This is a genomic window from Salicibibacter cibarius (genome assembly GCF_016495725.1).
Lineage (GTDB): Bacteria > Bacillota > Bacilli > Bacillales > Marinococcaceae > Salicibibacter > Salicibibacter cibarius.
On record NZ_CP054705.1, the window covers coordinates 2276432 to 2301463 of the forward strand.

The 25032-nt window shown below is 44.1% G+C and carries 24 protein-coding genes and 1 pseudogene; 7 read left to right on the plus strand and 18 right to left on the minus strand.

Annotated features, from left to right (window positions below; genetic code table 11):
* Positions 1-180 precede the first annotated feature (180 nt).
* The 11 genes and pseudogenes from HUG15_RS11830 to HUG15_RS23365 all read right to left on the minus strand — a co-directional run bounded on the left by HUG15_RS11830 (position 181) and on the right by HUG15_RS23365 (position 9687).
* Complete coding sequence (locus tag HUG15_RS11830; RefSeq protein ID WP_200123310.1) at positions 181-1080, minus strand: macrolide 2'-phosphotransferase; 900 nt, start codon at positions 1078-1080, stop codon at positions 181-183.
* A 200-nt stretch (positions 1081-1280) separates the two neighbouring features.
* On the minus strand, positions 1281-2141 hold the full coding sequence (gene ant(6), locus HUG15_RS11835; protein WP_200123311.1) for an aminoglycoside 6-adenylyltransferase: 861 nt from the start codon (positions 2139-2141) through the stop codon (positions 1281-1283).
* 77 nt (positions 2142-2218) lie between these two features.
* Entirely contained in the window at positions 2219-2623 is a 405-nt protein-coding gene (locus HUG15_RS11840) for a VOC family protein (protein WP_200123312.1), read from the minus strand.
* A 501-nt stretch (positions 2624-3124) separates the two neighbouring features.
* Positions 3125-4067: pseudogene (locus tag HUG15_RS11850) on the minus strand (bile acid:sodium symporter family protein).
* Entirely contained in the window at positions 4064-5443 is a 1380-nt protein-coding gene (locus HUG15_RS11855) for an FAD-binding oxidoreductase (protein ID WP_200123314.1), read from the minus strand. The pseudogene HUG15_RS11850 and the gene HUG15_RS11855 overlap by 4 nt, the downstream one beginning before the upstream one ends.
* A gap of 158 nt (positions 5444-5601) precedes the next feature.
* The gene (locus HUG15_RS11860; protein WP_200123315.1) at positions 5602-6384 is read right to left on the minus strand and encodes a MerR family transcriptional regulator; all 783 of its coding nucleotides are present in this window, start codon (positions 6382-6384) and stop codon (positions 5602-5604) included.
* Between the two features lie 210 nt (positions 6385-6594).
* Positions 6595-7080: a GyrI-like domain-containing protein gene (locus HUG15_RS11865; protein ID WP_200123316.1), complete on the minus strand. Its 486-nt coding sequence runs from the start codon at positions 7078-7080 to the stop codon at positions 6595-6597.
* A gap of 112 nt (positions 7081-7192) precedes the next feature.
* Complete coding sequence (locus HUG15_RS11870) at positions 7193-7855, minus strand: class I SAM-dependent methyltransferase (RefSeq protein ID WP_211202217.1); 663 nt, start codon at positions 7853-7855, stop codon at positions 7193-7195.
* Between the two features lie 34 nt (positions 7856-7889).
* Positions 7890-8120: a hypothetical protein gene (locus HUG15_RS11875; RefSeq protein WP_200123318.1), complete on the minus strand. Its 231-nt coding sequence runs from the start codon at positions 8118-8120 to the stop codon at positions 7890-7892.
* Between the two features lie 60 nt (positions 8121-8180).
* A complete protein-coding gene (locus HUG15_RS11880) occupies positions 8181-8675 on the minus strand; it encodes a GNAT family N-acetyltransferase (protein WP_200123319.1) in 495 nt (164 codons plus the stop codon).
* 112 nt (positions 8676-8787) lie between these two features.
* Positions 8788-9687 carry a collagen-like protein gene (locus HUG15_RS23365; RefSeq protein ID WP_200123320.1) on the minus strand — a complete coding sequence of 300 codons (900 nt, stop codon included), beginning with the start codon at positions 9685-9687 and terminating at the stop codon, positions 8788-8790.
* A 195-nt stretch (positions 9688-9882) separates the two neighbouring features.
* On the opposite strand from HUG15_RS23365, the gene HUG15_RS11890 reads away from it, so the two are divergent.
* Positions 9883-10956, plus strand: a complete 1074-nt coding sequence (locus HUG15_RS11890) for a tetratricopeptide repeat-containing glycosyltransferase family 2 protein (RefSeq protein WP_200123321.1) — start codon at positions 9883-9885, stop codon at positions 10954-10956.
* Positions 10957-11029: 73 nt separating this feature from the next.
* Here HUG15_RS11890 and HUG15_RS11895 read toward each other — a convergent pair whose 3' ends face one another.
* Genes HUG15_RS11895 through HUG15_RS11910 form a run of 4 tightly spaced genes read right to left on the minus strand, consistent with a single transcriptional unit; the run spans position 11030 to position 14679 of the window.
* Positions 11030-11818, minus strand: coding sequence for an SDR family oxidoreductase (locus HUG15_RS11895; RefSeq protein ID WP_200123322.1), 789 nt, complete (start codon positions 11816-11818; stop codon positions 11030-11032).
* Positions 11819-11831: 13 nt separating this feature from the next.
* Entirely contained in the window at positions 11832-12689 is an 858-nt protein-coding gene (locus HUG15_RS11900; RefSeq protein WP_200123323.1) for a fumarylacetoacetate hydrolase family protein, read from the minus strand.
* Between the two features lie 14 nt (positions 12690-12703).
* Positions 12704-13495 carry a carbon-nitrogen family hydrolase gene (locus HUG15_RS11905; RefSeq protein ID WP_343073108.1) on the minus strand — a complete coding sequence of 264 codons (792 nt, stop codon included), beginning with the start codon at positions 13493-13495 and terminating at the stop codon, positions 12704-12706.
* Positions 13496-13506: 11 nt separating this feature from the next.
* A complete protein-coding gene (locus tag HUG15_RS11910) occupies positions 13507-14679 on the minus strand; it encodes a pyridoxal phosphate-dependent aminotransferase (protein ID WP_200123324.1) in 1173 nt (390 codons plus the stop codon).
* Positions 14680-14828: 149 nt separating this feature from the next.
* Between HUG15_RS11910 and HUG15_RS11915 the strand changes: the two genes are divergently transcribed.
* The 3 genes from HUG15_RS11915 to pepF (HUG15_RS11925) are packed head-to-tail and all read left to right on the plus strand — an operon-like array spanning position 14829 to position 19411.
* The gene (locus HUG15_RS11915; protein WP_200123325.1) at positions 14829-15758 is read left to right on the plus strand and encodes a ketopantoate reductase family protein; all 930 of its coding nucleotides are present in this window, start codon (positions 14829-14831) and stop codon (positions 15756-15758) included.
* Complete coding sequence (gene pepF / locus HUG15_RS11920; RefSeq protein WP_200123326.1) at positions 15758-17566, plus strand: oligoendopeptidase F; 1809 nt, start codon at positions 15758-15760, stop codon at positions 17564-17566. The genes HUG15_RS11915 and pepF (HUG15_RS11920) overlap by 1 nt, the downstream gene beginning before the upstream one ends.
* 54 nt (positions 17567-17620) lie before the next feature.
* Positions 17621-19411 carry an oligoendopeptidase F gene (gene pepF / locus HUG15_RS11925; RefSeq protein WP_200123327.1) on the plus strand — a complete coding sequence of 597 codons (1791 nt, stop codon included), beginning with the start codon at positions 17621-17623 and terminating at the stop codon, positions 19409-19411.
* 114 nt (positions 19412-19525) lie between these two features.
* On the opposite strand, the gene HUG15_RS11930 is transcribed toward pepF (HUG15_RS11925), so the two are convergent.
* A complete protein-coding gene (locus HUG15_RS11930) occupies positions 19526-20365 on the minus strand; it encodes a malate synthase (protein WP_200123328.1) in 840 nt (279 codons plus the stop codon).
* Between the two features lie 328 nt (positions 20366-20693).
* Positions 20694-21029: a metal-sulfur cluster assembly factor gene (locus tag HUG15_RS11935; RefSeq protein ID WP_200090273.1), complete on the minus strand. Its 336-nt coding sequence runs from the start codon at positions 21027-21029 to the stop codon at positions 20694-20696.
* Positions 21030-21101: 72 nt separating this feature from the next.
* Here HUG15_RS11935 and HUG15_RS11940 point away from each other — a divergent pair, with 72 nt between their 5' ends.
* Positions 21102-21737: a DNA-3-methyladenine glycosylase gene (locus HUG15_RS11940; RefSeq protein ID WP_200123329.1), complete on the plus strand. Its 636-nt coding sequence runs from the start codon at positions 21102-21104 to the stop codon at positions 21735-21737.
* On the opposite strand, the gene HUG15_RS11945 is transcribed toward HUG15_RS11940, so the two are convergent.
* The gene (locus tag HUG15_RS11945; RefSeq protein ID WP_200123330.1) at positions 21715-22884 is read right to left on the minus strand and encodes an aminotransferase A; all 1170 of its coding nucleotides are present in this window, start codon (positions 22882-22884) and stop codon (positions 21715-21717) included. The two genes, HUG15_RS11940 and HUG15_RS11945, sit on opposite strands and share 23 nt — an antisense overlap.
* Positions 22885-23008: 124 nt before the next feature.
* Here HUG15_RS11945 and HUG15_RS11950 point away from each other — a divergent pair, with 124 nt between their 5' ends.
* Together HUG15_RS11950 and HUG15_RS11955 are read left to right on the plus strand one after the other, a co-directional pair.
* The gene (locus tag HUG15_RS11950; RefSeq protein ID WP_200123331.1) at positions 23009-23197 is read left to right on the plus strand and encodes a hypothetical protein; all 189 of its coding nucleotides are present in this window, start codon (positions 23009-23011) and stop codon (positions 23195-23197) included.
* Positions 23198-23318: 121 nt separating this feature from the next.
* Positions 23319-25010, plus strand: a complete 1692-nt coding sequence (locus HUG15_RS11955; protein ID WP_200123332.1) for a BCCT family transporter — start codon at positions 23319-23321, stop codon at positions 25008-25010.
* Positions 25011-25032 lie beyond the last annotated feature (22 nt).

Genomic DNA, 25032 nt, shown 5'->3' on the forward strand with positions numbered 1-25032 from the left:
CATTTTTGAAAAATGTGTTAAGCTTTTAGATTACCGTAGCCGTCTTTCCTCAAACTCAGGTTTCTGTTGTTAAAAGGAATCAATCCAGCCATCATTAACTCACTCCTTTATACAACGTTTGACCTCCTGTTTGATAAAAAATCTCTCCATCACTTTAAGCCTCTGCAACATCCCCAAAAGCTAGCGTGCATTCACTCCAAGGGTTTCTCTTGCCATCTGTTCATACTCTTCCAAGCCTGAGGTTATCGCAAACTCAGCAATTGCAACCGGGTATGCCGCCTTAAGTTCGATGATATGCTCTTTCATGGCAGGCCAGTAGATCCCCCCTGCTTGTTTGTAATAGCTAATCAGTTTCTCTAAAGCTGTTTCGCCGAATGCTTGGTATTGGAAAACAAAGTCAATGGATACATCTGTTATTTTTGCTTCGGTCCAGTCGATCAAACCGGTTACGTTCGTATTTTTATCAATCATCATGTGGCCAGCATGAACATCTCCATGAGTCAGACCTGTTCTCAGAGGCCATAATTCCTTATTATTTACCCATAACATCCAGCGGTTCCATAAAGATTCGTCTACACCGAACGTCGCTTTGACCTTTTTCATACGCTCAATCATGGATAATCTTGCTTCTTCTGCTGACTGCACAGATAAGCCGATGTTAAGAGCCTCTGCTTTCGGAAGAGTGTGCAGAGACGCCAAAGCTTTGGCTAATGTCTGATGAAATTGTTCAGGCACGTTTTCATGATTCATCTCCCAAACATAGTTATGAATCTCTGGATCAATTGTGCCGGCTGGTACGCCGGTTAATTTTCTATAAGCAATAAGATCATCTTCATAAATCGACCATACGGGGGCTTGAAACGTGACATATCTATTGATTAAATCCAGTGCTCTCTTCTCTACAACTGCCCTCGGCATCACATCGTCACGTCTTGGGAGCCTGAGTACCCATTCTGCCCCCTTATCGTCTTCTGCGTAAGCGACCAGAAAGTCTAAACCAGACTCGTTGAATGAGATCGAATCCTCATTGATTTCCAAACCACACTTCCGTGCTGTTTCTGCCACTTGCTGCTTGTTCAAAACGATCACTTCCTTCTCTTCATTTACTGATCTTTGCAGTAAAGATACACAGACTGATCCTTATGTCAAAGTCGGAAACGAATAACCGTAAAAATTTTCGATTTTCTTTTTTGGCATTCAAACTTATTTTAACCAATATGCTCCTTCATAATATGGAACAAACATTCTAAACCTCCCCAAAATGTTTTTGTTGGATAAGATTATTTTTCACTTAGTTTAGTATAAATATTTTGAACGAAATTCGTCATTTTCCCATCGTACTCAGGATATTTATAATTTAATGATGAGGCAACTTCTTTGGAATAAATCCTAAATAATTCACAACATAACTCGAAAGATTCCCATGATTCCTTGTAGCCAGATTGCGAAAAAGTATTAACTAATTTTTCTAACTCAGCTTCAGAAAGATAATTACCAATAAATTTATAGTTCTTGCCTACACTAAAATCAAAGCCTTCCTTAATCCCAACTGCCCATGATATCACACGAAAAAGTTCAGGACGAAGAATTTGATTGAAATGATCCAATGCGAAGAACAGCTCTTTTCTAAATAAACCCTTTGCCACATAAGTTGATACATGCCAAAACTCATTACAGCAATCATCAAACTCTTGCTCAGACGGCTTTTTAATCCAATACTTTTTGTCACTTGGAATAATTTTTTTATTGATCCGGTTGTCTTTATCAATCAATATTTCCACTAATCCATCCGACTCAGATAAATAAGCTTCTACTTCATTTAATGGAATCAAAGTCAAATCAATCTTAATGCCATCATTAAAATACATGATATAGCTGAACCAACTTCCTAAAGCTGGTGGAAATAGCCTCATGTCTTCAGGTTTTTGCAGAAAAGTTAAGTCACCAAATACTTTGAGCCAACAGTCATCTTTCTTATAAGATTCTATATCCGTTACAAAAAAAGAAAGATCATAATCCTGAAAATCATCTTTCGGGATGTTTTTGTTTGTTCTAGAACCCTCAAGAACTGATAATCTAACGCCATCATCGTTCATAACAATATTTTCAAAAAGGTTTATCATCTCTTTTTCGTTACGCATTTACATTCACCCAATTTCAAACCTTATTCCACTCTTGCGCTCCGATAGTTGAATGAGAAAGATCTCCAAAAACTTAATTATTCATACGACCTATTCATTAACACGATTCGCCAACCATCAGGATCTTCTATAGTTATCCCTTGTTCTTTCCAGTAGTCATTATCAGGTTTAACTTCCCCATACCCCATTTTTTGTAATCTCTCAAATACTTTACTGATTTCTTCTTTGTTCGTTATATAGAAGACTAAAAGATTATCTTTTGTAGGTGCAGGGCATGGACTTCCATCAATATGGCGAGTGAATTCCAAGTGATAATGAACATCTGGTAGGCCAACAATCACGCCTTCATGCCCTCTATTCCCTTTAAAGTTTTGTATTTGTTTAAGCCCTAACCCATTTACGTAAAAATCAATGACCTCTTCAAATTTTTCTGTTGGCCTAGCTATCCTAACTTGAGCTGCTGTAAAGTCGTTAAATTCCATGTGGTCACCAACCTTTAATCAGTCCTTTTGTTATATTTTATTCTCCCATTTGTAGTCTTTTCCAAAAGCTTTATTATAATGAAAGAAAGATAAGTCACATAGAAGCTAGTATCCAGATTATATGCGACGTCTAACCTTACCTTTATCCTACACTTCCTTCACCCATTTGTTTTTGGGTATAGTATTTACTTTTCGAATTATCAAATACAACCAGATTAATCATTGATCCTAAAGTCAAAAATGCAAATGAACCAATGATATAAACTGGACGAATTTCAAATAGATCAGCTGAAACCCCAATCACTGCCGTGAGTAAAATTACTAGCACAGCTTCTATATTCAATTCCATTTAGAAGCGATTGAACTACGATATTCAAAATAGTTCAGTTGTTACCGATATATTATGAACGTTATTAATCGTTTTTGCTTTGGTGGCTTCGGACACGCATCCGCATCAATCATTTTTATCCTCTGCAATGATCAAATCTTTTTCCGCGCATGTTAAAGGTCATTCGTGTCTTTCGGTGGTGTGTCACCGTCGTTCAGCGGCCGCTTTGACCAATAGGTTGCCATGATTGGTCCTGTAATGTTATGCCATGCAGTTCCGATTACACTTGGAATGGCAGCAATCGGTGTTAAATGGGCAGTAGCGAGTGTAACGCCGAGACCGGTATTTTGCATGCCAATCTCAATAGATACGGCTCTTCGTTGGCTTGGGGTAAGTCGGGATACTGCTGCAGCAGCATAACCAAGTACGAGTCCTGCAGCGTTAGATAAGACCTGCTGTTGCAAGGCTATCTGCATTTGCCCCGACAGATGCCATAAGAATAGCAAGAATGGCTAGAACCGATACGAGTGGCATGCCCGTTATTACCTTATCGACAATGACGGGCAGAAAGCGTCGCAAGACAAGGCCGAGTACAACAGGAACGATGATGACTTGAACGATCATCGTGACCATTTCCCAAACGTTCACCGGCATCCAATGACCGGCTAGAACGAAAAGGATAGCCGGTGTCGTAATTGGTGCCACGAGCGTTGACAAGGACGTCATCGTAATCGACAAAGGTAAGTCCCCTTTTGCGAGAAAAACCATGACATTTGATGCCGTTCCGCCGGGGACGGATCCGAGCAAAACGAGGCCTGCTGCAAGCTCAGGCGGAAGACTTAATAAATAAGCGATCAAAAGGGCTGTGAGTGGCATAATCGTATATTGAAAGATCAAGCCAAGCATAACCGGAAGCGGGTGTTTAGCGATGAGTTTGAAATCGACAGGTTTGAGCGTCATTCCCATTCCGAGCATAACGATCCCGAGTAAGAAAGGCACATAATCATTAATTGGAATAAATGGTTCTGGAACTGAAAAAGCAAGAATTGCAGCGGCAATGACAAAAAAAACAAAAAACCTTCCGGCAAATGTACTGATCGCTGATAAAGCCTTCATGATTTCTCCTTTAATTGGACGAGCTTAAACGGATTTAATCTACTCTCCGGATCTAACGCTTGTTTGATCTTCTCCATAACAAAAAGTGATTCTCCGTGCTCTTTTGCCTGATATTTTTGTTTGCCAAGGCCCACTCCGTGTTCGCCGGTACATGTGCCGCCGACAGCGAGCGCGTATTTAACGATTTCTTCATTTAATTTGGCAGCAGCGTGTATTTCCTCATTGCTACTGGGATCAAACATTAGAATGATGTGATAGTTACCGTCACCGACGTGCCCGGCGATGCCTCCTTCAAACATGGATGCATCAACAACTTCACGCGCATGCTTGATTGCTCCTGCCAATTCGGAAATAGGAACACAGACATCTGTGACCATCATTTTCTTGCCGGGTGCACCGTGAACGTACGCATAAGCCAGGTTGTGCCGAGCATCCCACAGCTTGTTTCTTGCTGCATTATCTTGTTCGAATTCTATTTTCTCACAACCGTGTTCCTTAACAATCTCTTTCATAAATTCAAGATCTTGATTAAGGCCAGCTTCATTGCCGTGAAATTCTAAGAATAGTGTAGGTTGGATTGGATAATTCGTATCGCTAAACTCATTTGCCTTTTTTACGGATGGTTCATCGACGAGCTCACAACGTGCGATCGGCACACCGGCGTGTAATGTAGATACGACGGCTTCAACGGCTTTGTTAATCGTAGGGAAAACAGCTCGTCCGGCGACGATATGCTCGGGAATACCATGCACATTCAATGTTAGTTCTGTGAAGCATCCAAGCGTCCCTTCCGAACCGATGAATAGCCCGTTTAAATTATAGCCGGAAGAAGACTTGGCGGCGAGATTTCCGGTATGCATGACCGAGCCGTCGGCGAGGACAACTTCAAGATCACGGACCTGATCACGCATAATTCCGTAACGTACAGAACTTGTACCACTTGCATTTGTCGCGGCCATGCCGCCAATCGTTGCGTCAGCGCCGGGGTCCACGGTAAAAAAGAGCCCATATTTTTTGAGTTCTTTGTTTAACTGTGTGCGTGTGACGCCAGGTTGGACTTTGACAAGCAAATCTTGCTCCTTTACTGCAATGATGCGATTCATTTCGGAAAAATCGATAGAAACCCCATCTTCAGTTGGAATTACATGGCCTTCAAGACTGGATCCAAGTCCAAATGGGTAAACAGATCGATCAAACTGTTTCGCGATTTTCATTATTTCACTGACGTCCTGAGCGTCGTAAGGGTAAACGACGACTTCAGGCGTTACCGGTGGATGGTAAGATTCATCTTTGCTATGTAATTCTCGCGCTGTTTTGTTTGTAGTCACTTGTGACGTGTTTAGTGATTCCTGCAATGATTTAACAAGGGTGGACATTTGTAGAGCCCTCCATAACAATAGATTTTATAGGTGAAATTTTACACCATATGTCGCAGACCACTTTATTAATTAGTATACTAATCTCAGTTGTATTGCACAACAAATGGTTTCGGGAAATGTGGTTCCGTCATCATCCCTAATTTCCCTACACATCCCTATTTTCGCCAAACATCCTTGCGCTTAGCCGGATCCATTTTTTCAAAAACATCGTTCATATAAGCTTCGACTTCCGGTTTTATCGTTTGTGAGAACATCATTGGTTTATCCTCAAAAGCTTTCTCGGCCTTTTGTAATTCAACTTCATCTGTTGATTCAAAAACCGTTGCCAGCAATGTTAATAGTTCCAATGCTTTTTCCTGTGCCTCCTGACTATCCGTATGTTTCCCTTCATTATAGATCCGATTGATGTCTGTTAAAATTGAGGTCATTTGCTGCTCTGCTGTTAAACGTTCTTCCGCCGGTTTTCCTTCCATGAACATTCTGTCGACCAAGGATTGCGAGACATGGTCTGCCAAATGTTGTTTTATATCTTCCTCATGTTGAATGCCATGAATAAGAGATAACACTAACTCGCCATCGATCTGTTCCTGACCATGAATGAGGTCCTGCACCCGTTTCATTGTTTCAAGGATATTGGAAATTTGCTCCTGCTTTTGTTTGAGCAGTTTCTCTTGTATCCTCAATGATCCCTGAAGATCCTCCCCGGATTTTTCAAGATGGTCGATAATATCTTCCAGGGAAAAATCCAGATACTTGAGCGTTAAGATGTTTTGAAGTCGATATAAATCTTTTTCCTTATATAGCCTGTGCCCTTGCTCGCTATATTTCGAGGGTTTCAACAAATCTTTGCAATCATAATAGCGAAGTGTTCGTTCCGTCACACCGGTTAATGTAGCAAATTGCCCGACAGAATAAGTTTTTTCGGACGATACCATCATCCCAACTCCTCCATTCATTATGGTTATATAAACAGAATAATCCCTGACGTTACGTTAAGGGCAAGAAAAAATTATAAAATGGATTTTGGGATTTTTGCACGCCTCTTATATTGGGATAATGCGGAAAAAATCGCATTCCCTAAAAAAGAGGCAATGCGATTAATTGAATGATGCCGTCTTCCATTCTCTCTGGTCATTACAAAAGGCCGTTCATGGTCTAACTATAGGTATGAAGATTTCAAAATGAGGATCGCTTGCGCTTGAATCACTTGGGTATTTTTCATGTTTTATTGGAAGCTCATCGTAGTATTGAACATCTTGCTCTGTAAAAGGGACGTATTCACTTCCTTCTAACCATTCCATAATTTTTCCGTATGTGTCTTCAATGCTGCCACCTTTATGTTTTGTTACCAAATAGGTCATTTCCGGAACATTAACTTCAGCCATGCCTTCTAGAAGTGGTTGTTCTTTCTGAACTTCATAAGCAGAATAATATACGAAACCATCAGGTCGAAGATGATAAGACAACCCTAATCTCATATCTGTGTTTATAGCATATTCCAGCTCCTTTGCCCTTTTAATTGAATGTTGAATGCCTTCTTTTATGGCTTCAATTTCAGTAAATGCAACGTCACATTTAATCCCCATAGCACGATACGCAGGGAGCGTTTTAATGTCATATTCTAATCTGTTCATCATATTCCCTCCAAGAATTTTATTAGGGTAAACATGCCGTCTCTTAATAAGCCAGAAACCGCAGTATTGCTTAGAGCATACCACATTTTCTTACATTAACTGCCACGCACAATTATTCCATTTTTGAGATGCCTAATTCCCTGGGAGGTTTTTCTAATAATAGCGAAAATGCAGCCCAATTCCCCAAAAAATCTTTTTCACGAAATCCGACTTTATTGGCGAGTTTCAAAATCGTTTCTTTTCTTTGAAAATGTGGATCGAATATGACCTCGGTTACTGTCAAAATGCCGCCCGGTTTAAGCTTATCAAAGATTTCTTTAAAAGCTGCATCTCGATCCGGGATTTCACCCAAAACAGTGACAAGCACAGCACGTTCACAGGGAGCAAGTTGCAGTTTTCCCTCACCGATTTTGCCCTGTATGAATTCAATATTTTTTAAATTCTTGTCCATTGCCTTGCTTTTTGCCCTCTGCAGCATTTCAGATTGCATATCAATTGCGGTTACCTTACCACCGGAACCAACACTTTCTGCCAATGGAATCGTAAGTCTGCCAGGGCCACATCCAAAATCAATGACATGCATTCCCGGATGAATGTTTGACTGTTGAATGATTGTTTTCGCCCTATTTGTCTTTGTAAATGGATTGTCCAGTTCGACAAACCAACGTAACCAAAATGGACAAGGAATTTCATGGCTTCGTGATGCATACCGCCACGCATAAAAGGTAAAAACAGGCAAAATCATCATGAAAATGATAAATACAATCTTCTTCATTTAAACCCCCTTTTCATTGTACCACTACCTCATCTTAGAACTCACTTTCCGACAAAAGAGACCAGATGATTAAAATGATCCATCCGATAATGCCTATAAATCCCATTACAAAGAGATATAGACCGCCTACAATTAAGTTGCAAATAAAAATGGCACCGCTGCTACGCTTTTTTCGCGTCACAGCGATTATTGTAGGTAAAAAACATAACCCTACTATGACAGCTATATAGATCACCGAAAATAAAAAATTTAAAATAACTTCCATATGTCCTCCTCAACACGCCATCTTATTGCACGATACACGCCTCTAATAATATTGATTTATTCACACTTCATTACTTCTTCTTTCCAACAAAAAAATATCACGCCAAACTCCATCCATTTCACCTATACGTTCTCGCCGTCCGATCTCCCGAAAGCCATTGTTTTTATGTAGTTTAAGACTTGCAACATTTTCGGGGAAAATCCCGGATTGTAAGGTCCAGAACCCATTTTGTTCACTTTGTTCGATTAATGTTTTTAAAAGTAAATCGCCAATCCCTTTTCCTTTGCTCCTTTGGCTTACATAAACGCTTACTTCCGCAACGCCTGCGTAGACATATCGGTTTGAAACCGGCGTTAAAGCAACCCAACCTAAAATTTCATCCTTTAAACGTGCAACCATTCGGCATGTAGCTAGATGGTTATTATCCCATTCTTCCCAGGAAGGAGCTTCTTTTTGAAAGGTTGCATTTCCGGTAGCAATTCCTTCAAGATAGATGTCTTTAACTTTATCCCAGTCTTCCGGGTGCATTTTATCAATAACTATTTTACTTTCCATTAGACCACCTACTCAATGACTTGAAAAATGAAAGCACCGCTGTACCGTAAAAGTAAAATCCATCAAAGAAGCGATGCTTCATAAAATAATCTAACATACTTTAGTGTAATCGTTAATCACTTAATTGAACAATCGTTAAAGAGCGATTCATATAACCTAAAATATCAGGAAAATCCGTACGGATACTTACTCCTACTTCATCTCCTGCGTTTAAGGCGGCTTGAACCACAAATGTTGAACTACTTCTATTGGCTATTTTAAAAAAGGTTGTCGTATCGCCAAAAATAGGTGTGCCGTTGACCGTAATAATCGCATCCAAAAATGGTTGATCCGGATCCGGATCAGTTGTTGCTTCTGCATTAATCGATACCGTTATTTGATAAATGCCGCTTTCTCCAACGACTAGTTCATTGCCCGTCCCGCTAACTGTAATTGTATCTGATAGAGGCCCTACTATATTAAATGGTACAGGCTCAAAATCTTCACCGGGTGTTTCTACACTACTTCCCCTTAAAGATCCATAAGCCAAAACAACTTCTCCGGTGGCTCCGGTTGGTCCCGTGGGACCTGTAGGCCCAATGTCGCCTGTGGGGCCTGTCGGCCCGGTTGATCCCGTGGGACCTGTCGGACCAACATCACCTGTGGGGCCCGTAGGGCCAATTGGACCGTCTTCACCTGTCGGACCCGTCGGTCCGGTAGGTCCAATGTCGCCTGTGGCTCCTGTCGGTCCGGTTGGTCCACTTTCACCAGTCGGACCCGTAGGACCTGTCGGTCCAATGGCTCCGCTCTCTCCGGTGGCACCCGTAGCGCCGGTTGATCCCGTGGCACCAGTGGGACCGATGGATCCTGTGGCCCCGGTTGGACCTGTAGGCCCTGTCGGTCCAGTTATAACACAACAATCCTTCTGTGGTATTTCGGAACAACAATGGTCATCTTTCTTTTTCGGGAGTTCTTTGGGATGATGACCACGATATCGATGACCTCCTAAATGTATATTTTTATCAAAAGGCATAGATTTCCCCTCATTTTCACATTTTGATTAGCATATGTAAGAAACTTTCGCGAGGTATGGGGAAATGCCATTATACTTAGAATTTCCTATGTTTGATACGTGAGTGGGTACATGCCGATACCTTTTTTGATTGCGCTTAATAAGATGTAAGAAGCCTCTGTATCGATTATCATATCAAAAAGGAGAAACGGTTTGATGATAAGCCTCTGTATGATTGTGAAGAATGAAGAAGCCGTCATCGGCCGGTGCTTGGATTCGATAAAAAATGTTGTTGAAGAAATCAATATCGTTGACACCGGTTCAACGGATCGCACGAAAGAAATCGCCCGGGATTATACCGATCGCATTTATGATTTCGAATGGGTGGATGACTTTGCGGCGGCAAGAAATTTTTCATTCGAAAAGGCTACACAAGAATACATTCTTTGGTTGGACGCCGATGATGTATTAGCTGAAAAAGATACGGAAAAATTCTCGGCCCTAAAGCAAACCCTTCAACCATCCGTCGATGCTGTCGCTATGGATTATCACTTAGCGTTTGACGAGTATGGAAATGTGACCTTTTATATCAAGCGAAATCGCCTCGTTAAAAGGAAAAGACAATTTCGCTGGATCGGGGCTGTTCATGAATATCTGGAAGTGGGGGGAACCATCGTCCAGAGTGATATAGCCGTGACTCATCTTCCATTGCACCATGATTCTGACCGCAATCTACGGATTTACGAAAAACGCTTGGAACGTGGAGAAGCATTTACCCCGAGAGACTTTTTTTACTTTGCAAATGAACTCGCCGACCACCTTCTATATGAACGGGCTATTTCATATTACGAAAAATTTCTTGCAACCAATAAAGGGTGGATAGAGGACAATATCACAGCGTGCAGTAAATTGGCCGATTGCTATTTTCAATTGGGGCAACCGGAAAAGGAACTGCAAGCTACATTCAGATCCTTCATATATGACCGCCCGCGCCCTGAATTTTGTTGTAGGCTAGGCTATTACTTTTTAAACAGAAACGCATTGGAGACAGCCGTATTTTGGTATACGCTAGCCACTCAACAAACTGAAACAACAATGGGGTTTGTCAATAAGGCATGCTCCACTTGGTTGCCTCATTTGCAGCTGTGCGTTTGCCATAGCCGTTTGGGCGATCATGAATCAGCCTATCATCATAATGAAAAAGCACGTAAGTATCGTCCAACGGATCCAAATGTGTTGCATAACAAGCATTATTTGGAAGGAATAATGCAGAAATACATTCTTTATTAATATGGATTAAAAAGAATGCCGGAAAGGGCATTCTTTTTTTCTGGATGCTCGGTAATTCATGGTCAAGAAGGCGTTACAACGCCTTTACCAATCCCCCGTCAACTAACATCGCTTCTCCGGTCACGTAACTGTTCGCCTGTGAGGCCAGGAATACGACTGTTTTTGCGAATTCCCCGGGTTCACCGTAACGTCCGGCAGGGATACGTGCTTCGGATTCTTTGCGTACGGTTTCCCTATCTTTATTTTGTTTCGATGCCTTTAATTCGTCCAGAGAAGCTACGCGGTCCGTGGCGATTCTCCCCGGTCCGACGGTGTTGACGAAGATATTATCGCCCGCGTATTCGGAAGCCAGGCTTTTCGTTAATCCGAGCACTCCGGCTCGAAATGTATTGGATAATACCATCCCGTCAAGAGACTCTTTGATCGATGACGACGTAATGTTTACGATCCGGCCGTTTTGTTGTTTTTTCATATGGGGAAGCACAGCTTCAGTGGCCCGAACGTAGCTCAACAAGTTTAACTCATAAGCGTTTTGCCAATCTGCCGCGTTAACATCATCAAAACCGCCTGCTTTCGGCCCCCCACTGTTGTTAATCAAAATATCCACGGTGCCGTATTGATCAACCGTCTTGTTAATGGCAGCCTTAATGTCATCTTCCTTCGTTAAATCACAAATCGCGTACTGCACATCACTTCCGGTTTCCTGCCGTATCTCCCCTGCGGTTTGTTCCAATTGTTCTTCGTCACGGCTTGCAATGATAACGTTCGCGCCTTCGCGTGCCAACTCGGCAGCAATCGCTTTCCCCAGCCCTTTGCTCCCCGCGAGGACGAGTGCTGCCTTATTGTAAATGTGTAAATCCAAATCAAATTCCTCCCTATTTTTTCAGACCTTTCACCGGGTTTTCCAATGATGGAAAGCCGGTGATCTCACAGCTGATCATGTCACCATCTTTTAACGGAACTGCTCCCGGCGTTCCCGTGGATATAATATCTCCTGGTTCCAACGTCATGACATTCGAGTGAAAAGAAATAAGCATCTCCGGTGTAAACGTCATATTGGCAACGACATTTTTGCGATGAAGGGAGCCGTTGACGTATGTGGCTACTTCTAAATCGTGTAGGTGATCGATTTCATCGGGCGTCAGCAACGCCGGACCGAAGCTGAAAAAAGTATCAAAACTTTTCGAGCGCGTTAAGTACCTTGGATTTTTAGCCAAAATATCTTCTGCTGTCATGTCGATGACTGTCGTGTATCCGGCAACGACGGAAAGCGCATCGGTTTCGGACACATTCTTACAACGTTTGCCGATCACAATGCCGAGCTCCGCCTCTCCGGTCGTACGTTCCGATTGCGGGGGCAATTGGATCTCATCCCCCGATCCGATGATTGTCGTCGCCGGTTTCATGAAGCTTGCAGGTTCCGTATTTGGCGCTTGTTCATGTAAATCGGCTGCGTGATCCACATAGTTCAAGCCAATTCCCCATATTTTAGGAGGCTGTCGGTATAAAGGGGCGAATGAAAATTCATTTATGTCGACAGCCTCCGGAAGTGTATCATGCGCTTCCATCCATGTTTGCAATTCCCGGATACGCCCCGTTTCAATCAACCCCTGCACTGTAGTCGGGAAATCTTTCTCAACCGATTGATTCACGTTCGCCACCTGGATGACCTGATCCCCTGTCAATATCCCGGCGGTTTCTTCATTCTCTTCTCGATAGCTGACAAGTTTCATAAACACGCTTCCTTTCAATAACGGGCCGGAAGTCGGTTCTTTAGGACCGGCACAGCTTCTCGGAATTCATCCACTTCGGAAAGATCAATAGTGGCGACGAGTGTCTCTTCCTCATCGGGGCTTGCAAGCGCGAGCACATTTCCCCAAGGTGAAATCACGGTGGAATGACCGGAAAAGTTCGGGCCGTCGTGACTGCCGACAGCGCCTGCGGCCACGATAAAACATTGATTTTCAATCGCTCTTGCCCGCAATAAGGCATCCCAATGATCACGTCGCGCTTCCGGCCATTCGCCGAAAACGTAGATCACTTTTGCTCCATTCACTGCTAATGAGCGAGCGATTTCCGGAAAGCGCAAATCATAACAAATGAATGACCCCATCGTTGTTTCTTGGAGCTCATAAGGGCGTACCTTGTCTTTCCCCGCCGCTAAATAACGGGGTTCATCAAGCATGGGCACTAAATGGATCTTGTCGTATTCGCTAATGACCTCCCCGTTTCCGGAGATGGTCAGCGCGCGATTGACAACCCCGTCAGCCGTCTTCACGGCGATGGATCCGGCAACGAGATCGATCTTGTGTTCTTTTGCCAGACTTTTTAGCATTTGCTGTGTTTGCCCGTTTTCCTCATCTGCAAGTTGGGCAATTTCGGAAAGCGTGTATCCGGTCGTCCACATTTCCGGCAGTACAGCCACATCTGGTTGGTGACGCTCCGCGACGTCCTTCAGCCACTGTTGCACCTTAGCTCGATTTGTTTCCGGTTTTCCGGCTTGAACATTCATTTGATAAAGCGCGATCTTCATGTCCATCTCCCCTCCTACTAAAAAACGTTCAATTTTGCAATGCGGTCCAACGCTTCTTCGATTGTCTTTTCATCATTGACGAGTCCTAATCTCACATACCCTTCGCCATGTTCGCCAAAACCACGTCCCGGTGCAACAGCGACATGGGCTTCTTTCAGGAGTTTGCTTGCGAATGCATCAGAAGTCATGCCGTCGGGGCACGGAAACCAGGCAAAAAAAGAACCTTTGGGCGCTTCGCCTTTCCACCCCATTTCACGTGCTTTTTCCATTAAGACATCCCTGCGGCTTTGGTACATGTCAATCAGCTCATCGACATTATCTTGCGGACCTTTCAAAGCATCTGCGGCCGCTTTTTGGATACCCCCGAAGAGACTGACGTACATATGGTCTTGAATCTTGTTGAGCATTTGGATCACCGAACGGTTCCCTACCGCGAAAGCGATACGCCAACCCGCCATATTATAGGTTTTCGACAAGGTGTAAATCTCGATGCCCGTTTCTTTTGCCCCTGGAACTTCCAAAAAACTTTCATGGCGTTTGCCGTCAAAGCTTAGTGCACCATAAGCAAAATCATGTACGACACAAATATCGTTGGCGCTGGCGAAATCGACGCTTTCTTCAAAAAACGCGCGATCAGCGACGGCCCCGGTCGGATTGTTGGGATAATTAATAAATAGGAGCTTAGCTTTTTCCTTTGCTGCTTCCGAAATCGCTTCGTACTGTGGCAAAAAGTGATGCTCCTCGCGCAATGGCATCATTTCCATTTGCGCATCCGCGAGCGCAACGCCTGACCAATAATCGGGATAACCCGGGTCGGGAACGAGCGCGACGTCGCCTTTATCGAGCATGCACTCGCTCACTTCCACGAGCCCGCCTTTCCCGCCGAACAAAACACAAACTTCCTCGTCCGGGTCCAAGTCGACGTTATAATGATGGTTATAATAGTCGGCCGCTGCTTCTTTTAAAAAACGAAACCCTTGGAATGGTGAATATTTATGATACCGCGGTTCTTCCGCTGCTTCTTGCAGCGATTCAATAATATGTTTAGGTGTCGGTTGGTCCGGACTCCCTTGCGCCAGGTTAATAACATCGTGCCCTTGATCTTTGAGGGCGAGAATGCTCTTTTCCAGCTTCGCAAAATACTGATCCGGCAATCGTTGAATCGCTTTTGAGGCTTGAAATGTTTTCATATCGGAGACATCCTTTTTTCTAGCGTTTCCATCAGTTTAACATCTTTTCTCACTTATCGACTAATTATAATAAAAGACGAAATTATTTTCACAGTTTTTCCAATTCGTTATACTGGTGATATAGTTACCTTTCATAAGGAGGAATCGTTATGGGATTAAAATTTCTTGTTGTTGGTGCCGGCGCGGTTGGCGGTTATTTCGGCGGACGCTTACTGGAAGCCGGTGAAGATGTCACGTTTCTCGTGCGGTCCAAACGCCGAAAGCAGTTGGAGCAAACCGGGCTTGTCTTGGAAAGTGTAAAAGGAGATGCGAAACTTGATCCCCCGCTCATCGAAAAGGGAGAAGCGGGAACATTCGATGTCGTTTTATTGAGCACGAAAGCCTACCAGCTAGACAATGTTCTTCAAGACCTTTCTTCTTTTATTAACGAGGAGACGGCAATCATCCCGCTCTTGAACGGTATTGGCCATCTTGATACGCTTGATGATTATTTTAACAAAGGTGCGGTGTTAGGCGGGCTTTGCCACATTGAATCAACGCTCACAGAGGAAGGTCACATTTCCCATACGAGCAGCGGTCATCGCCTCACGTTCGGGGAACGAAACGGAGATATGAGCGAACGCGTCAAACGGATTGCCGCGAGCTTCGAAAAATCGAATGCCGACGTGCAAACGAGCATACATATTTCCGAGGCGATGTGGCGAAAATATTTATTTATCACCACGCTGTCCGGGATTACCACACTGTTTAACAGCCCGGTCGGACCGATTCGCAAGAGCGATGAAGGGCGAGCATTTACACATAAGCTCATTGACGAAATCGTCACGGTCATGCGGCATACAGATGAACCCATCAACAATGATTTTGCTGATAAGGCATGGAGCCAGTTCTTGAAACTCTCCGATGAAACGAAAGCCTCGATGCAAAAAGATAAGGAAAAAGGATTGCCGGTTGAAGCTGACCATATCCAAGGCTATCTGCTTCGGCTTGCGGAAAAACATAAGTGTTCTGCCCCTTATTTACAAGCGGTCTATGCGAATTTGAAGGTCTATGAACAATTCAGAAGGGATGTTGATTGATGACGGAACATACGCTAAAACAGCGGCAAGAAGTCCCCGAAAACCAAAAATGGCACATCGAAGACCTTTTCCCCAGCGAGGCAGCGTGGGAAAAGGCTTATGGGGAGTTACAAGCGCAAATACCGGAAGTATGTCAGTATAAAGGACGATTGCATGAAAGTGGGAACGTATTACTCGCATGCTTCGAGACGGATGAAAAGTTACAGGAAAATCTGATCCCCATCACCACCTATGCGCAATTACGAATGGCAACAAACGGCACCGATCCGAAAAACCAAGCCCGCCAAGGAAAAGCCCGAGCCTTAATGAGCGAGTACAACCAAGCGGTTGCCTTTATTTCTTCTGAAATCATTGCTTTGTCTGAAGGAACAATCGGGGCATTTTTTAAGGACGTTCCTGATTTGCACAAATATGACACACCTATTCAAGATATTTTACGGGATCAACCGTATGCCTTCTCGAAAGAATCCGAGGAAATCCTCGCGGCATTAGGGGAAGTACATAACGCCCCTTTGAAGATTTATGAGCAAAGCAAATCAGCCGATTTAACCTTCTCCCCTTTTCAAGATGATTCAGGGGTAGAATACCCTTTGTCATTCGCCCTTTACGAGGATAAATACGAATTCTCCTCCCAAACGAACATTCGCCGAAAGGCTTACGATGCATTTGTCGACGGGTTGCGTCGCTACCAAAATACTTATGCCGGCACGTACGACACTGAAGTTAAAAAACAGGTGGCGACCGCCAGGTTGCGCGGCTATGCATCTGTGACCGATATGCTTTTGCACCCCCAGCAGGTTTCTCAAGCCATCTATCATCGGCAAATTGACACCATCTATGAGGAATTGGCGCCGCATATGCAGCGCTATGCCAAACTAAAGCAACGGGTGCTCGGTTTGGACAAAATGACGCTCGCGGATATAAAAGCGCCGCTCGACCCTGATTACGAACCGGAAATCAGTTATGATGATGCGGCAGAGACGATTTTGGCAGCTCTGAACGTGATGGGAAGCGAATACGTATCGATCATGGAAAAAGGATTATACGAAGGTTGGGTGGACCGGGCCGATAATATTGGCAAGCAAACCGGCGCTTTTTGTTCCAGCCCTTATGGCACCCACCCCTTTATCCTTCTCACCTGGACGAACATGGCGCGCGGGACGTTCGTTTTGGCCCATGAACTTGGGCATGCCGGCCATTTTTATTTGGCGAATCAACAGCAAAGGGTTGGGAGCGTACGCCCGTCCACTTATATGATTGAAGCGCCGTCAACGTTGAATGAGATGCTGCTGGCCCGCCATTTGCTTAACAAATCAGAGGATGTGAAAATGAAACGTTGGGTGATTTTGTCATTACTCGGCACTTACTATCATAATTTCGTCACACACTTGTTGGAAGGGGCTTTTCAACGCGAGGTTTACAAGGTCGCTGAGAAAGGAGAAACCCTCACCGCCCAAATGTTGAACGAACTGAAATATGATGTTCTTTCCGGTTTTTGGGGAGACGCGCTCACCCTTGACGACGGCGCGGCCCTTACTTGGATGCGGCAACCGCACTATTACATGGGCCTCTACCCTTACACGTATTCTGCTGGCTTAACGGCAGCCACGGCTGTTTCCGAAAAAATTGCGACCGAGGGACAACCGGCCGTCGATCAATGGCTTTCCATGCTTAAAGCGGGAGGCACAATGGAACCGATTGACTTGCTCAAAAAAGGCGGCGTTGATATGTCGACCTCCGCACCCATTTCGCAAGCGGTTAGCTATGTCGGATCATTGGTTGATGAATTGGAAAAAAGTTTTGGGTAAAATCAAAGATATGTGAAACAAATAAAGAAAAGAATAAAAAGCGGGTGTATAAAAATGACAACGACGTATGAAAAACGGCAGGATGTTCCTGAAAAAGAAAAATGGGATTTGACCGACCTTTACACATCCGAAGATGATTGGCAAAAAGACGTCGATGATGTGTTGAAAATGGCAGGTGACCTGAAAACGTACGATGGAAACATCAACGACGGCGCTTCTCTTTTCGCCTACTTAAAAAAACAAGAAGAAATGATTTATAAGCTCCAACATGTTTTCGCCTACACGATGTTTTCTTCCGACATCGACACCCGGGATTCCCATGCGCAGCAACTGAAAGCAAAAGCTTCCCAGACAGGTGTAAAAGTGAGTGAAGCAACAGCTTTTTTCATGCCTTTTTTATTAAGCCTCGATGAAGCAACTTTGGAGCAATATATTCAGGAAGAAGAGCAACTTGCTTATTTTGAAGACAATCTATGGAAGTCGTTTCGATATAAACCTTATGTTCTTTCGAAAGAAAAAGAAGAACTGCTTTCACAATTAGGCGAGTCGTTATCAGCGCCTGCGGATACGTACAATATGCTCAATAATGCCGATATCCCGTTTGGCAATGTGACCGACGAAGATGGGAACGAGGTGCAGTTGAGCCGCGGCATGTACGCGAAGCGCATCGAAGATGAAGACCGGAACGTTCGAAAAGAAGCTTATAAGGCCTATTACAAGCCTTATGTGGAATTAAACAACACGATCGCGACGAACCTTGCCGCAGAAGTGAAAACAAACACGACGATCGCAAAATTGCGTGGTCATGACTCTGCGCTCAGCCAATCCCTTTTCGGAGATAATATTCCCGTGGACGTGTATGAAAATTTGCTTACAACAGCAAAAAATAACATTCAACCCTTGCATGATTACACGGCCATACGAAAAGAAAAACTAGGTGTCGATGAGCTGCGCCAGTATGACTTGAACGTGGCACTCGTTCCTGATATGAAAGTGGACATTTCTTATGATGACGCTTACGATACGATGCTGAAAGCGCTCGCGCCTCTTGGTGATGAATATATTGAAGTTCTCCGGGAGTTCAGAGATAAACGCTACATTGATGTGCGGGAAACACGGGGAAAAAAATCAGGCGCGTATAATATGGGCGTGTATGGCGTTCACCCATTCGTTTTGCTTAATCACCATGATGATTTAAACAGCCAGTTCACGCTCGTCCATGAAATGGGCCACGCGATGCATAGCTACTTTTCAAACAAACACCAGCCGCAAATTACAGCCAACTATCGTATTTTCGTTGCGGAAGTTGCGTCTACCGTCAACGAGGTCTTGCTGATCCAACACTTGCTCAAAGAAACCGAGGACCCGAAAATGCGGAAATATCTGCTCAATCACTTCATTGAACAGTTCAAAGGCACGTTCTTTACTCAAGTTATGTTCGCGGATTTTGAAAAACAAACCCATGAACGGGCGGAAGCGGAAGAGCCGTTGGATGCGAACAGTTTAAATGAATTATATGAATCGCTCTTTCGCACCTATCATGGGCCAACGCTCGTTTTCAACGATGAAGTGAAGTATGGATGGTCACGCATCCCCCACTTCTACCGGGCTTTTTATGTGTATCAATACGCGACAGGTTTTGTCTCGGCCATTGATATCGCCATGCGAATTCTTGATGGCAATAAGGAGACACTCGACAATTATTTGCAGTTTTTGCGTAGCGGCAGTGAGGATTTTCCACTCGAATTATTGAAAAAAGCGGGAGTTGACTTAACAACGCCGGAACCGGTGGAGAATGCCATGAAAATGTTTAGCGACACCGTGGAAGCGTTCAGAAAAGCATGATCACCCGGAAGTTAGGGTTCAGAAGCCGGAAGACGGAAGCCGATCCCGTTGACTGTTGACGTTATAAAGCCGCATTCTTCCATTGAAGAATGCGGCTTTATAAAAATCTGATGACTATTGCTTTAAAGCTCCGTTCGCCTCTGGAATGTTATCGACGTCAAGGGCATTCATTTCACAGAAGTATTTCAGGAAATTTTCAGCCACTTTTATTTCCTCTTCATCCGTTTTTAATGCAATAATATCCTTTAAGATTTGAGCGGCCCAAGCATTTTCGAAATATCGATATTTACCGGAATTCCATGTCATTCGATGAGGATATTTCTTATTGACATAATAATTCCAGAAAAGCATGTTCTCAGTTTCATGGTCTGTGAGCTTGATTCTAAATTCCTCATGAGCCGGGACGATTCCATCATCGCTAAGATTGCCGATAAATGTTTCACTTACCATATAGAGACCGAGAATTTGTCTTTCTGTTTCTGGTTTGTCCGACTTTTTTGCAGTCAAAAGACATAGACTGTTCGGACGCAATCGTGATGGCCTGTTAAGCTCGCCTTTATTTTTTCCGCTTTTGACTTTACCGCTAGGCATTTGCCAGTCGGTAAATACATTTTGTTGCACTTCTTCGTCTAACCAGAAAACAATTTGAGAGCTTTTATGAATTTTATTGTTCTTCAGTTTTTTTCTAAGCTGCTGTTCAAGCGCCTGCCGCTCTTTGTCCTCTTCCCGTTTCTTTTCAAGCTCTTTCTTTTCCGTCTCCCGTTCAGAAATGATTTTCTGCAGATACTTCGCAGTATCCCGATTCTTTAATGTTATAAATGTTCCAAAAGCATCAGGGTAAACGAATTTTTTTGTCTCCTCATTGAAATCAATCGTGATGCTAGATTCGTCCTGATCCACAATATCTCCTTCACCAAAGGTTTTATGAGTTATTTCTTCATTAATTAAATTCATTCATACACTCTCCATGTTCATTATAGTTAGACGCGTATTTTCTGATCAGTCCGCCACGAATTAAAAAACCGCACCCAAATTCTGTCTAGAATAAGTTGCGCACAATGATCGAATGTCCTCTCCATATTATTGTAATTATAGCTTATCATATAATCTGAAATAATGCAAGTTATCTGTTGACATCGGCAGTATGTTTATTGTAAAATATATAGTTATTTTATTTATTCCTTCAGATCAAACCCAAACATCCACATATCGGATGATAGTGTAAAAAAGACGTTGACTTTCGCCACCAATATTGGTCGTGAAGTCAACGTCCTTTCTGAAATCAATCGGCAACGCCGAGCGCGATTTTTGCATAGCGGGACATTTTGTCCTTATCCCACGGTGGGCTCCAAACGATGTTTGCTTCGACGCCCCCGATTTCATTTACGTCTTGCAATCCTGATAAAGCATTTTTTATTTCCGATTGGATCATGCCTGCAAGCGGGCAGCCCATGCTCGTCAACGTCATGGTAATCACTACATTCTTGTCAGGATCCAAGTCGACCTCGTATACTAGACCAAGATTCACAATATCCACGCCGAGCTCAGGGTCAATGACATTTTCCAGTTCTGCCCATACCCGTTCTTCTGTTTCTTGGATATCTTGTTCATCTGCCATATCCATCACCCCTTTTATTGATTCATTGTACTTGATTTCAGCTTGTTAGACAATCAGGAGGATCAGATCCCAATGCAAAAACTCCCACGTGCTTTTTTTCAACAGCCTACGTTGGAAGTTGCAAATGCACTTATTGGAAAACGTCTCGTTCATCAGCAAGAAGGCGAAACACTCGTGGCCAAAATCGTTGAAGTCGAGGCATATAAAGGACCGGACGACCGTGCCGCCCATACATACGGCGGCCGCCGCACGCCCAGAAATGAAACAATGTTCGGGGAAGCGGGTCACGCGTATGTTTACCTCATCTATGGCATTCATCACTGTATAAATTGTGTCACCGTGGGTCCCGAGTATCCCGAAGGGGTACTGCTCCGCGCGGCAGAACCGTTAGAAGGGCTGGAAACGATGGCAAAAAACCGATTCCAACGCCCATACAACACGTTGACACTGCCCCAGCAGCGACAATTAACGAACGGTCCGGGTAAACTCGGGCAAGCATTTGGCATCACGAAGGAACGATACAACGGATACGATCTTCAAAGCGACTCTCTTTTCATTGCAGAGGGATCCGGAGAAGACATTGTTGTCGAAACTTCTCCGCGAGTCGGCATTGATTCGAGCGGCGAAGCGAGAGACTATCCGTGGCGTTTTTTTGAAAAAGGACAACCCTATGTGTCCAAACGCCCTAAGCCCCGTGCCGACGGATGAACCGTTCCAAGCGATGGCATGCTTCCGTGAGATTTTCCATGTCATAAGCATAGGAAAGGCGCACAAACCCTTCGCCATATGAAGAAAAGGCTGTGCCTGGAACGACGGCAAGTTTTTCTTCTTCCAATAAACGCTCAGCAAATGTATAGGAATCAAGTCCGGTCGTTTGGATCGACGGGAACAAGTAGAAGGCGCCTTCAGGTTTTTCGACGGCCATTTCCATGTCACGTAAACGACGAAGCATGTAATCCCGTCGTTTTTCATATTCCGTCCGCATGCGATCCGCATCGTCTTTTCCTACGGTCAATGCCGAAAGCGCGGCATGTTGGGAAATGGAACTTGGACAAGAAATGTTGTAGCTATGCACTTTCAACAGTTGTTCCGTAAGTGCTGCCGGTGCGAACGCGAAACCGATTCTCCATCCCGTCATGCTGTGTGATTTCGACAAGCCGTTAATGACAACGGTACGTTCTTTCATGCCGGGTTGGAAAGCAATGGAGGAATGAGGCCGCGCATAAACGAGTTCGCTATAGATTTCATCACTGACAACAAAAATATTTGTATCCCGAAGAACAGCGGCAATCGCCTTTAATTCCTCTTCGGTGAGCACCACCCCGGTCGGGTTGGAAGGATAGGATAGGATAATTGCGCGTGTTTGCGGCGTTATCGCTGCTTGAATTGCCTCTTTTGTCAGCTTAAAATTCGTCTTGCTCGTATCGATATACGTTGGCTTCGCGCCGTTTAGCCGAATAAGCGGTTCATATGCCGGATACGCCGGTACAGGCAAAAGCACCTCATCCCCGCTAGAAAGCATTGTGCGCAAGGCAATGTCCAGCGCCTGGCTTGCTCCAACGGTGGTGATTGCTTCTCTTTTCGCATCATACGTCAATCCGTATTTTTCCCGTAAAAAATCCGTGGCGGCTTCTTTCAGTTCCGGAATGCCTCCGTTTGCCGTATAAGTGGTGTGATTATGATCAATCGCCTGTTTGGCGGCTTCTTTCACATGACCGGGGGTGTGAAAATCCGGTTGGCCGAGAGTGAGTTGCACCGCTCCTTCTACAGTCGCCACTTTATCAAAAAATTGCCGGATGCCCGATCGTTGAATATGCAATACGTTTTCATTTATGTTCCGATCCAAATGTTCCATTGTTTATGCCCTCCCCTTCTTATCAAGATTATCACACCTCCCTGGTAAAAAAAATGGAATTAAGGCATAGCATCTATGCTGTTTCTTCGTTACAATAAAAAATATGAAAGAGAGGTGACGAAAAATGGCAAGACCGGACGAACGAGTATTAATGACAATCGATGGCTACCAATTTAAAAAAGCTCGTAGCTATAACCAAGTATTTATTACGTCCCCCCAAGGCGTGAATATTACGTTGGATGTGCATGTATTGAAAGAATTTATTAACCAACTGGAAAATAATGAAACAACTGCCAAACAATTCGGGCTATAAGTCTGTCTCGAATTGTTTTTTTGTTTGCGAATGAAAAGAGTAGGGTAACATTACACATATACTGTTATTCATTTGAAAGGGGGAATGTAAAGGTTCTAAATTACGGAGCCTTTACGTTGACATGTCAAAGCATTATACATACGAAATGAAGCGTCCAAACATTGTTTTCGCGATTTCAGCTATTTTAGTGCTGGCATTCGTCTTATGGGGGGCGCTGAACACCCCGTCGCTGGAACACGTCGCGAATGTTGCACTGGACTTTACCATTGAGAACTTTGGCTGGTTTTACATGATTGCAACGGCCTTCTTTGTTGCTTTTTCTATTTTTGTCGTCTTCAGCCCTTTTGGAAAAATTCGGCTCGGTAAAGAAGATGATCGGCCCGAATACCCTTTTTATACGTGGATCGGCATGATTTTTGCCGCCGGGATCGGCGTAGGCTTTGTTTTTTGGGGAGTAGCCGAGCCGGTCATGTATTACTTGGATCCGCCCGAAGGCATTACCCCGGAAACGGCAGCGGCTGCTGACGCAGGTATTCGCTATGGATCCTTTCATTGGTCTCTGCACGTATGGGCAATCTTTGGCGTAGTCGGGTTAACGCTTGCTTATGTACAGTTTAGAAAAGATAAACCGGCGTTAATCAGTTCCGCTTTCGCCTCTTATTTTGGAAACCAAATGGAAAGATGGCCGGGAAAAGCAATTGACACATTTGCTGTGATGTCGACCGCGATGGGGGTTGCGACAACGTTTGGTTTGAGCGCGTTGCAAATGTCCGGGGGGCTCTCTTATATTACGGGCATCCCCAATAATTTCGTTACCCAATTTACAATTATCGCCATCGTTACCGTTTTATTTATCATTTCGGCAGCTTCCGGCGTAAACCGGGGGATCAAGTATTTAAGTAACATCAATTTGGTCCTCGCGGCCGTCTTGCTTTTGTTCGTCATCGCTGCCGGACCAACGATCCAAATTGCCGAGAGCTTCTTGACGACACTTGGCGGATACATGTCCAACATTGTGCCGATGAGTTTGGAATTAGCCCCACATTCGGCGGAAGAGAGCGAATGGCTCGGTGCCAACACGATCTTCTTCTGGGCGTGGCACATGTCTTGGGCCCCCTTTATCGGTTTATTTATCGCGAGGGTATCGCGGGGGCGAACCGTTCGGGAATATATGATGGGGGTACTGCTTTTGCCATCTTTAGTCGGTGTTGTTTGGTTCACGGCGTTTGGCGGTACTGGGCTGTACCAGGAAATTGTGATGGGCACCGGCATTTCCGAATTAGTGACCGCGAATGAAGAAATCGCGCTGTTTGAAATGCTTTCCAGTATGCCTATGGCACTGATTATGAGCATCTTGGCCTTTGTGTTAATCGGCATTTTCTTCATTACTTCGGCTGATTCCGCATCTTACGTGCTTGGGGTCATGACCTCGCAAGGCGGGCTTAAACCAATGCTCTCCATTAAAATTATATGGGGATTTTTGATTGCCGGCACGGCAAGCGTTCTGCTATTAACCGGAGGTTTGGAAGGATTACAAACCGCTGCTATCGTATCTGCGCTCCCCTTTGGGGTGATCATGGTTTCTATGGTGATCGTCGTTCTTCTCATGATGATGAAAGATCATAAGATCGCAAAAAGAAAGCAGAAAGAAAAAGAAACAGCGGAACTCACAGAAAATATCCGTGAAGAAATGTACGATGAGATGAGAGATGAAGTGTACGATAAAATAAAAGAAGACGTGCATCAACAAGTGCAAGAGGAAATGGAGGAAGAAAGAAACGGGCAAAATAATCAAGACGATCAACGATCATAAAAAAATGAGCGGCGCACTCTTC